Here is an 8,749-nt window from a genome sequence, read left to right on the forward strand (position 1 = left end):
CCCGGCGGTCTCAGGCCGGCGCCGCAGTGGCCGACTTTTGCTCCGCCCCGTGGCCGGTTTTTACTCCGCCGTTGACAGGTAAGCTGGCCCAATCGGATGATCGCGTGAAAATGTGGACGCCAGATCGTGGTGTCGTCGTAGTATACGAGCGGCACCCCGAGGTCTTTGACTGCAATGCGCGTGTTACGGCCGACGTGCTCGACGTCATCGTAGACCATACGATCCATCTCCCACCAGCCGACGAGTTCGAAGTTGTCCCATCGGCTGTCCTTGCGCCGCTGTTTCGCAATAATGTTGCGGAGGCGCGTCTTGGTGGTTTCGTGGATTTCATCGACCTCACTCAGGCTGGTTGTCAGCGGCAAAAGGATCGTCGCGAACGCCAGCTGATGATTGCCAACGCATGCAAATCGTTCCTGCGTGGCCTGCTTAATCTGTTTTGAACGCTCCAGCGAAAAACACCGCGGACACAGCGGCACACCGCAATGTCGCATGTAGTCGGCATCGGGATCCTCGATCTTGCCGCAGCCCATCATTTTCACCTTCATCGGATGACCGTCACCAAGCGCTGCCATTACAATCGCCCGCTGCTGCTCGTACCCTTCAGTCAGCCAGCGGAAACGTTTCTTGTCCCTCCGGCTAATAAGCCCTGCATCCGAAATCGCGTTCCTCAGTTTCCACATCGCACTCGTCATCAAAATCTCCTTCCTAAAATGGCCTGCTATTTATCCAGCAATTTTAGCACGGAGCTGCTTTTGAAATAAATATTTAAATCAAGGAGATAGTCGAAATGAAGATCAAGAAAATCTACGAGACGATGCAGTCCGCGGGCCTCGCAAATTCACAGATGGAATTCTCCCGCATCTGGCTCGGACGCAGCCCGCGCTATTATTCACATCTGATCGCAACCCAGCGGGAGCCAGGCCTTGCTACGCTTTGCGGTGTTGTTTGGCGATTGGATCGAATGCCTCTGCAAGGCAAGCCTGCCCTGCTAGAACTCAAGCAGAAACTCACGAGCGAGATCGAGCGCAGGGCGATTACGGATGTCCGCCGTTCCGGTCTACGAAGACAACGCCCTATATAGCCGTGTTCCGTCGAAGAACTTCCCTCCGACTTCGGACATAAGTTCGCATGCGCGGGATTGCCAATCGTTAGTCGTTGCTTGGGCCAAGACAGACCGGATATGTGTGACGAGCTGCGATTTGCAGCGCTGGTAGCTTTCCCAGTCTGTGGTCCAGTCGGAAGGATACAGGCATTCGGCAGGATACATTTCCGAATACGAAAGCCTGCCCGGCGCTATCGGCTTTGCCCCGCATAACAGGCCCTCGTAGAGCCCGATCCCCAGCGTCTCTTGTAGACTGGCCGAGAAGACGGCGACGGCTTGCCCGAGCAGTTCATGATACTCGTGCTTCGTCAGCTTCGTTTCCTGACAAACGCGGAATTCGTAGTCAGGAAATTCGGTCGCGAGGTCACGGAATATCTCGACCTGCTTTTCCGGCGCGATGCGATGCGGAAACAGGACCAGCTTGCGCTTTGCCCTATTAGCGAAAGGCTTGAGCGTTCCCGGCAGGTATTCCATCGGCCAGCCGGCAAGGAGGATGCGATCTTCGTCTTCGATACCGTGTACCTGCTTGAACAGATCGATGTGGAACCGAGTGGCAAACACGTTGACGTCAATTGCTTCAAACAGCGAGCGCTCGAAATGTCGAGCCCATGTGACATCGGGAATGCGACCGAGAAAATCGTATGGATCGTGGCTGCCAGCGTGCCAAAGCCCGATTTGGCGGACCGGAATACTCAATAGGTCGCTCATATAGCGCAGTGCGATAATTCCGTAGTGCCACGCATCGGTGAACAGGAAACTGTCACCGGGCTTGACCTCACCTCTTTCGAAGAGCGCGGCGATTTCGGCAATCTGCTGCGATTTAAACACGTTGGTTGAAGCGAAATTGAGGAACGCACCTGGTGTGGTTTCCTGCCGGTTCGCTGCGCCCTCGATGACGTGGACGTGCTGGTTCGGCAGGGCTTGCCGGATTTGATCCGGCAGATGAATAGCCCATTCCCCTGTATAGCGCTGCTCGTTTTGTTCAAGGCCAACAATGTAGATCGTCATGCCGGCTGTGCCTTGGCAGTCTGCTTCCACATCAAATATGACCAGACAGCCATCGTACCGATCATTTTCACCGCCACGCCAACGGCCAAGGTTTTGGCATCAAGGATGTTGAGCAGATAGAAAAGCACAGCGGTATCAACCGGAACGCTGATAAGCGAAGACAGCAACATTCGCTGGAGGAACGGGCGTTTCGTGATCGAGAACACGACATAGTCGACCAGTTCCGAAACCAGAAATGCGAAGACACTGACAAATGCGATGTCAGGCCCGGCAAGCCAATATGTGGCCAATGCTGCTGCGAGCATGACCGCCAGAACGGAATGCCCTAAATCGGTTTGGGCGTAGTCGCGAAAAACGAAGACCAAACCGAATAGGATAATCGCAGGCGGAATGACGACGCCGAGAATTTCTATCGGTTCTAGCCAGACCAAGAGGAGGTTACTGACGACGATGGTCGCAAAATAGAGGCCGGACCAGTACAAGCGATGGTGCGCAGGCTTCGACCCGACGAGAGCGTTGTGTACGGTTCGCGGTTTCATGGAAATGATCTCCGACTTTGAAGGAAGATACTGGCGGGGATCATTCCTGCGCAAAGACATCAAGGTGGTAGGCGCACTCATTGATGAACGGGCGTTGGTTCACGATCTGATGCGTATTCGCGCTGCCGAGCAAAGTGGTTTCGATGATTTCGCGGGCGATGCGTAGTTTCGGCGGCACCTGATCCTGTAAGGGGTTCGTGTCGAAGCCTTCATGAAGAGCGGCGAACGCGTTCACATAAGCTTGAACATTGTGGTTCATCAGCAGGAGAACGCTGTCGCTGTCCAACGATGACGACCCCTGCGACCCCACGCAGATGTCGCTGACCTTGATCGCCTCCCCGATAGCGGTGCGTGCGGGCGTAGGAGCATCCATCGGTGTCGCAAGATAGTGAGGATCGGTAGGCGGGGAACTGATGAGGGACGCACACAGCGCATTGAGCGTCCGATTGTCAGTTACAGAACCCACTTCTGGCATCGATTTCGTTTCGATCTTCACACCGAATTTGTCGATACGATAGCCGGTGCAAAACTGGAAATTAGCGGCTGAGCGAAACGGGCTTGCCGTGTCGAAGCTCATTTGAATGTCGGGATTGAACCTGCGGATGCACCGAAGGATCGTCGTGAACAAATAGGCGGCCGCAAGGGTAGAGACCCCGAGAACATGTATCCATTTTGCGGATTGCAGATGCCCGTCGATTTTCATGTCGATAAGGCGGTTCAGAAGCATGGAAAACGAACTTTGATGCGCTCCTGCAAAAGCCCAACCTTCCAGCCCGTAACCCTTTACGGCATCGTACCAGACTTTGCTTTCATGCTCGTTGCGGCCCTGAATGACATTGAGGAAATTCGTTGCACCCGCACTGCGATGGGTCGTGAAGTAATCGAGGTTCAATAGGGACTGTTGCAGACACGCGTTGTAATCCTCTGAAAGGCCGTTTGCCTTCGACAGCTTGCGCAAATCGTATCCCTCTTCGTGGAGACGCTTTGCATGAGAACGCATATTGCCGAGGCCGATGCCGCCTGTGGGAAAATCAAGGGTCATCGAGAAATCGGCGTGACCATCAAGCCAGCGTAACATCCGGTCGCAGGTCGCATCTCCATCGAAGCGGATAGTTCCTTGCTGAATTTGGAACCCGCCGCTATCGCCGACAATTGTTGTCCGGGTTCGGTCCCGTTTGCTGACAATGCTTTGCTGCCCTGCCGCACCAGCGGTGGTTGCTGCCTGTCCCGCGCTGTAAAGGGCGTAGGGATAGTGAAACAGGCCGCTCGCCGGATCGAGGAAGTTCAGGTCGGTTTCCGGAAATGGCAATGTGCGCTTGACGCTCCGAGCGTGGCCAATCCTTGCATATTCCGCACTGATCGCCGGCATATAGATCGCATAAAGGGATTTTTCAGAAAGCATCGATATTCCCGATAAAAGTTTATTCGAACAAATTTGTGCAGCTAAGATTGTGAGCGATCAATTGGCCAAATCCGTTAAGAAATCATCCACTGCGGACCGCGTGACCCACTACAATCTCGAGTTTCGCGATGTGGAGAAGGCCGCGAAGGCCTTTGAGACACACGATGCCAAGAATGACGCGCTACAATATTTGGCGCTCGAGGCGCTCTTTGATTTCGGACAACAAATTCGCGCTGAGCCGGACGTATTGGAAAGCTTCGTGCGTGAACACGAGCTTCCATGGAACAAGGTCACGGCGAAGAACCCTTACAATGCGCTCGTTCATCTCACGTTCCGTGAGAGCAGGCAGAAAAGCTGGCTAAGCCAGTGCAGTAACGTGCTCGCCTACGCTCATGATCAAAAAATCAATGAACCGCTCCACCAATGGTTAGAAAACGGCGGCATATCGGGTCGCTACGAGAAGGCCGTCGAACACTTTGCGCGCGGAACATCCGGAAAAAGCGGCCGTTCGAAAGCGATGCGTTTGCAGACCGCAAGAGACCGATTGACCGCCTCTCCGCTGACCGAAGCCCTGACGGGGGTAGATATGGCTGGGGCCGCTCCGGGTTTCTTCCGCTCGCTCGTCTATTATGACGGCACGACGACCCGGCTGGTCCATGTCCGCGACACACCCGACGATGCTGCAACGGAAACCTATCTGCTTGATCTGGTTGGCCCCGCCGACATTCGAGCCCATCCGCTAGCAGAAAAGCCGCTATTTCGTCTCTATCGCGCTATCGACCTGATCGTCGGCAGTTGCGGGGCTCCTGGGAAAAACGAGGAACGCCATATTCTTATATGGAACGATAAGCAGGACGATGAAACCGCCACGCGACTGAAACTCGTTTCCGATGGCTATACGTTCACCAACGCGGAAATGACGTTGGTGAAATCGATAGTGGAACTGAATGGGCTGGGCCCGCTATTCCTTTCCTATGCGGACGCTGAGACTTTCCGCAAAGACTTTCAGTTCGACGACGAATGGCGCTTTGACGTTCAAGGCCCCGACGTGCATCTCGCGAGCAGCGCAAAATCACCGATACGGCTTCGTCTCCTCCCGATTGACGAACGAAAGGACGATCGCAAGTTACGAGGAGGCGCAAAGCCCACCCGCCGAAGCAAGCATTTCCGGCTAACGGTGGATCAGATGCAAGGGCTAGCTTCCATCGTTCAAACCACGAGGAAGCTGTTCGACAAGGAGCGCAAAGACGATCTGACGCCTTACCCGAAGCCGAAGCGTTTCCAGCTTGCGGCAGATGGAAACGCACTTCGCTTAGCTACGCCGGAATTGCCACATGTCTGGAGCACGTTCCTGACGCTTAAAAAGCCGGGTGCAAGTTTCCATCCACACCGGGAACTTGCAATCGCGGATGTGGACCAACTTTGTCAGGCACTCGCGCCATTTGGCGATGACGTCACAGGATATTTCGCCGATAGCGACGTCGAGGATGCGGCCCTTTGCATCGAACATCATTTCCTCGATGGTGACCATTTTGCGTACGCATCGCCGCTTGTTATCAGCGTGAAAATGGACAGGACGCTCGTTTGCGACGACATAGCACTTGTACCCACTCCGCTAGAGCCGGGATCACCGCCAACCCCTCCAGAAAAACCAATCCGAGCACCGAGGCAGTCTGGTTCTTCTGTTGTTGCTGCGAAACCGTTGTCGACGGGGTTAGTGGCATCGGTGAGTGAGCCGGCTTCACGGGCGCGCGACTACAAGCGGATCGAGGCCAACAGGCAGATAAAGAGGGCAAGGTTTCCGGCTTCGCCATCGTCCAGCGGACGCGCATTCGGCGCATTTATCACCAGCTATCTGCCGGATGCCTCAGAACACCGGAAAAGCCGAAAGTTTGATTTCGAATGGCAGCTTGAATGGTGGCGTCGCACAACCGACATTCCCGTTCATGTGATTGCGTCGAACTGGACCGACGCGGAGATTGCCGAAAGCAAAGAACTCAGTTTGCTGGGGCACCATGGCGGGAAAATCACGCGCGTCGGTCCGCGTATCCTGATTGAAAACCGCATTGATTGTCTCAACCAGCTATACGCGAGCGACTTCGATTGGGGCATCATCATGGATGACGATGCCGCGCTGATGCAGGCCGAGAACCATAATAGCAGCTACCGATTGTTCGCGGAGATGGCCGCGAATGGCAACGCTGCCTATGATGGCGTTGACGTATTCGCCCCTATTTATGGCCGGAAGGTGCCGTTCAACAGCGAACTCAACGGTCCCGACAATCCATATGCGGCCAACCATGTGTTCAAGAAAAACACCGATCTTAAGGGAAGCATGATCGTTGTCAGGAACTTCGCGAAAGAAGGACGAGAGCTTTTGCTGCCAGATGCGAGCTTCCGGTGCCACGGAGAAGACACCTATCTGGTTCTAAAGGCGGTCTCGCTTGGCTACTCCACGACGACATGCTGGAACATGGTGCTGGAAGAGCTTTCCGGTGAGAGCACTTTCGCTGCCGGTGACGGCGATCGGACCGAGAAAATGCGCGAAGGACACGAACGGCTCGTTTCCGAATTTGGGCATCTCGGCTTGCAGATGAAAGATGGGTCACATTCCCTCGACAAACAGGATTTCGAACGCCGTTGCTGGGGCGACAAGCGGAAGGAAATTACGGTCGAGAAACCGTGATGTGCAGGTAAAAGTTTGTTCGAACAAACTTTCTACCGTTCACAACAGATCAACAGCGGCCTTCATCATCTCGTCGCGCACGTCGATATAGCGTTGCGTGGTCGTCAGGTTGCGATGGCCGGCGAGTGTCATGATGACCTTCGGGCTGACGCCGGAATGTGCAAGGCGGGTTATGAACCACCGGCGGCCGCTATGCGATGTCGCCCCATCAAGGCCAGCGCTCCGGTATAGCTGGCCCAGCAACTGGCAGAGCGTGTTCGCGGAAAATGCCGTACGCTTCTGCGTCAGCAATAGCGGCGCATCCACATTGCGCTCTTCCAGCCATTCGCTCCGGTTTTTTTCGATCTCCCGGCGCAGCTTGTCGTTCAGAAAGACCACGCGGGCATGGCCGCCCTTGGTGACTTCCGCACTCAACCGCAACTGCTCGCGGACCTTGCCTTCGCCGTCGATCACGTCGCGCACGGTCAGCGCGGCGATTTCGCCAACACGCAGCCCTGCCAGATGCGACAGCATCAGCGCCAGCCGGTTGCGTCCCGCGTGCTTCATCTGCGCGACCACGGCAAGCAACCGTTTGAATTCCGCGTCCGTCAGCACACGCGCCTGTTTCATCAAAACCTCACAAAAGCCGAGTTTCCACGCCGCAAGTTATGTTGCCGATGAGCGGGAAGGGCGAGCGTCGATTGCCGGCGGAAAATGCTCAATGGGCGTAAGGCTATAGGGGCGTGTCGGCCGGCAATCTAAGGAAATGCACATTTTCTGAGGTTCGACATCGTCGGTACTAGGCCGCTAGGTGGAAAGCGCTCAATGTTTGAGCGCTTTTCTTTTGTCGCGTTCAGCTTCCCATTCAGTCGCCTTCGCTTGGCGTTCAGCTTTCAACTGTTGCACCGCTGGGTCATCAAGGCGCGGGTTAGTGGCAACCAAACCATTCGAGGGGGAGCGTTGATTGCGAGCGACCATGTACTTCTTAATTCTGTCCTGTGCCGTCTCAAGCATCCGTTGACCGGCTTCGCTGGTTGGATCGGGAATGTGGCTTGTGAAATGATCGAGCGTCATTGCGCCGGTCGTCGGGCCGACAACCCCGTTTGCTATAAGGTCTGTCGTGCTCTCCAGTTTTCCGTCTTTGAAATGATAGGCAAATAGGCCATTTTCAAAAACGAGCGATGCAATGTGTTTCTCAGCATCAAATAAGAAGTGCGAGAATAAATAGCGCAAGGCCGCGTTGACTTGGCTGCGACTACGAAACACCTCAATGTCATCCATGATCGGCCATTGCCGGCGGTTCTCTTGAATGATCCGGTCAATATCGCTGAAATCCGACATTGCCCCCAGCATGATGTCACGCTCCTGCTTGGCCTGCTTTAGCGCCTTTCCAATATCGGTCTTTTCAACCTGCAGCTTATCCAGTGCTTTATGAAGAACGCTTGCAGAGGCGGCAGATACCATTTGCATCTGTCCTACAAGGTTCTCTTCTTTGCGCTCGACTTCTGCCAGTGCGGCATGTGATTTCCGTATTGCCTCCTCAATGGCCGTCAATTCCGTGTTCTTGGTCTTCTGGCCCACAAAGTCGGAAATGCCGAACTCGCGCACGGTGTCGAGAACCACGCGTTCAAGGCTCTCATAGTCAAAGTACTTTGCCGGCACGGAACAACCGACACCGCGCCAACTGTTATAGCATCGCAGAATTGGTTTTTGTTTGCCCGGTGCGCCTGAATAATTGATGCTCATATTGCCGAAGCAATGTTCGCAGGTGCACATGCCGTTGAAAAGGTTAGTGAAGCGATTGCCTTTCCGGCCTTTCACTATCCGGCGAGCGCGATGGCGTTGCGCAATATGGAAGTCTTCTTCCGAGATGACGGCAGGGAAATAGTCTGGAATAGGATCAGCAATCTGTTCCTTCCCGTCACCGACTTTCAGGATCGGTATAAATGTGCCGTAATACCAACGAGCATTGATCATGACCTGTGTGCCCAGTCTCGTAGGCCGATGGACATAATCTTCCAAGGTTGATCGAT

At 54.6% G+C, this 8,749-nt stretch carries 8 protein-coding genes; 2 read left to right on the forward strand and 6 right to left on the reverse strand.

Annotation, left to right across the window (positions count from 1 at the left end):
* Nucleotides 1–692, reverse strand: a 692-nt coding sequence (locus EXZ48_RS33550) for a hypothetical protein (protein WP_130521361.1), incomplete at its 3' end; no start/stop codon positions are given.
* A 95-nt stretch (nt 693–787) separates the two neighbouring features.
* Between EXZ48_RS33550 and EXZ48_RS33555 the strand changes: the two genes are divergently transcribed.
* A complete protein-coding gene (locus EXZ48_RS33555) occupies nt 788–1,081 on the forward strand; it encodes a DUF6626 family protein (protein ID WP_130521363.1) in 294 nt (97 codons plus the stop codon).
* Here EXZ48_RS33555 and EXZ48_RS33560 read toward each other — a convergent pair.
* From EXZ48_RS33560 to EXZ48_RS33570, 3 genes are read right to left on the reverse strand one after another with little or no spacing between them, the layout of a single operon-like run.
* Complete coding sequence (locus EXZ48_RS33560) at nt 1,058–2,110, reverse strand: glycosyltransferase family 1 protein (protein WP_130521365.1); 1,053 nt, start codon at nt 2,108–2,110, stop codon at nt 1,058–1,060. The two genes, EXZ48_RS33555 and EXZ48_RS33560, sit on opposite strands and share 24 nt — an antisense overlap.
* Nucleotides 2,107–2,649, reverse strand: a complete 543-nt coding sequence (locus tag EXZ48_RS33565) for a VUT family protein (RefSeq protein WP_165909508.1) — start codon at nt 2,647–2,649, stop codon at nt 2,107–2,109. Before EXZ48_RS33565 ends, EXZ48_RS33560 begins: the two co-directional genes overlap by 4 nt.
* Nucleotides 2,650–2,689: 40 nt before the next feature.
* Complete coding sequence (locus tag EXZ48_RS33570; protein ID WP_130521369.1) at nt 2,690–4,051, reverse strand: hypothetical protein; 1,362 nt, start codon at nt 4,049–4,051, stop codon at nt 2,690–2,692.
* Nucleotides 4,052–4,112: 61 nt separating this feature from the next.
* On the opposite strand from EXZ48_RS33570, the gene EXZ48_RS33575 reads away from it, so the two are divergent.
* Complete coding sequence (locus EXZ48_RS33575) at nt 4,113–6,737, forward strand: hypothetical protein (protein ID WP_130521371.1); 2,625 nt, start codon at nt 4,113–4,115, stop codon at nt 6,735–6,737.
* 39 nt (nt 6,738–6,776) lie between these two features.
* On the opposite strand, the gene EXZ48_RS33580 is transcribed toward EXZ48_RS33575, so the two are convergent.
* Entirely contained in the window at nt 6,777–7,346 is a 570-nt protein-coding gene (locus EXZ48_RS33580) for a site-specific integrase (RefSeq protein WP_130521373.1), read from the reverse strand.
* A 192-nt stretch (nt 7,347–7,538) separates the two neighbouring features.
* Nucleotides 7,539–8,749: recombinase zinc beta ribbon domain-containing protein (locus EXZ48_RS33585; RefSeq protein WP_207900591.1), on the reverse strand; the 1,211-nt coding region annotated here is incomplete at its 5' end.

The organism is Shinella sp. JR1-6, from assembly GCF_004284735.1.
Lineage (GTDB): Bacteria > Pseudomonadota > Alphaproteobacteria > Rhizobiales > Rhizobiaceae > Shinella.

Bases quoted from the DNA above. Each gene is read 5' to 3' on its own strand.
- EXZ48_RS33555 (WP_130521363.1), top strand. From the start codon at position 788: ATGAAGATCAAGAAAATCTACGAGACGATGCAGTCCGCGGGCCTCGCA.
- EXZ48_RS33560 (WP_130521365.1), bottom strand. From the start codon at position 2,110: ATGACGATCTACATTGTTGGCCTTGAACAAAACGAGCAGCGCTATACA.
- EXZ48_RS33565 (WP_165909508.1), bottom strand. From the start codon at position 2,649: ATGAAACCGCGAACCGTACACAACGCTCTCGTCGGGTCGAAGCCTGCG.
- EXZ48_RS33570 (WP_130521369.1), bottom strand. From the start codon at position 4,051: ATGCTTTCTGAAAAATCCCTTTATGCGATCTATATGCCGGCGATCAGT.
- EXZ48_RS33580 (WP_130521373.1), bottom strand. From the start codon at position 7,346: ATGAAACAGGCGCGTGTGCTGACGGACGCGGAATTCAAACGGTTGCTT.